The following is a 245-nucleotide window of genomic DNA, read 5'->3' on the forward strand; positions in this document are numbered from 1 at the left end:
GTCGTAGGTCTCGTGCGCAATCGGTTCCTGGGCCGCGATGAAATACGCGGCGTCGATGAAACGCCGCGACGACAGGCCGAGCCCGTTGATCGCTACAAAAACGTTATTGCGCTGAAAGCCGATTTCCCGCGTGCTCTCGCTGATGGGCTGTCCGGACATTTCCTCAAACAGCCCCAGCGACATTTGCTGGGTCGTCGTCCTTCGACCGATGTCCTCCGACATTCGCGTGCTCTCTCCGTCGATAT

The 245-nt window shown here is 58.8% G+C and carries 1 protein-coding gene; it reads right to left on the bottom strand.

What is annotated here, in order from left to right:
• Window positions 1-222 (bottom strand): hypothetical protein (locus R2R70_RS22430; RefSeq protein ID WP_410979262.1); only part of this gene is annotated, 222 nt, incomplete at its 3' end.
• Window positions 223-245: the final 23 nt, after the last annotated feature.

This window comes from Cobetia sp. SIMBA_158, from assembly GCF_046566945.1.
Classification (GTDB): Bacteria; Pseudomonadota; Gammaproteobacteria; order Pseudomonadales; family Halomonadaceae; genus Cobetia; species Cobetia amphilecti.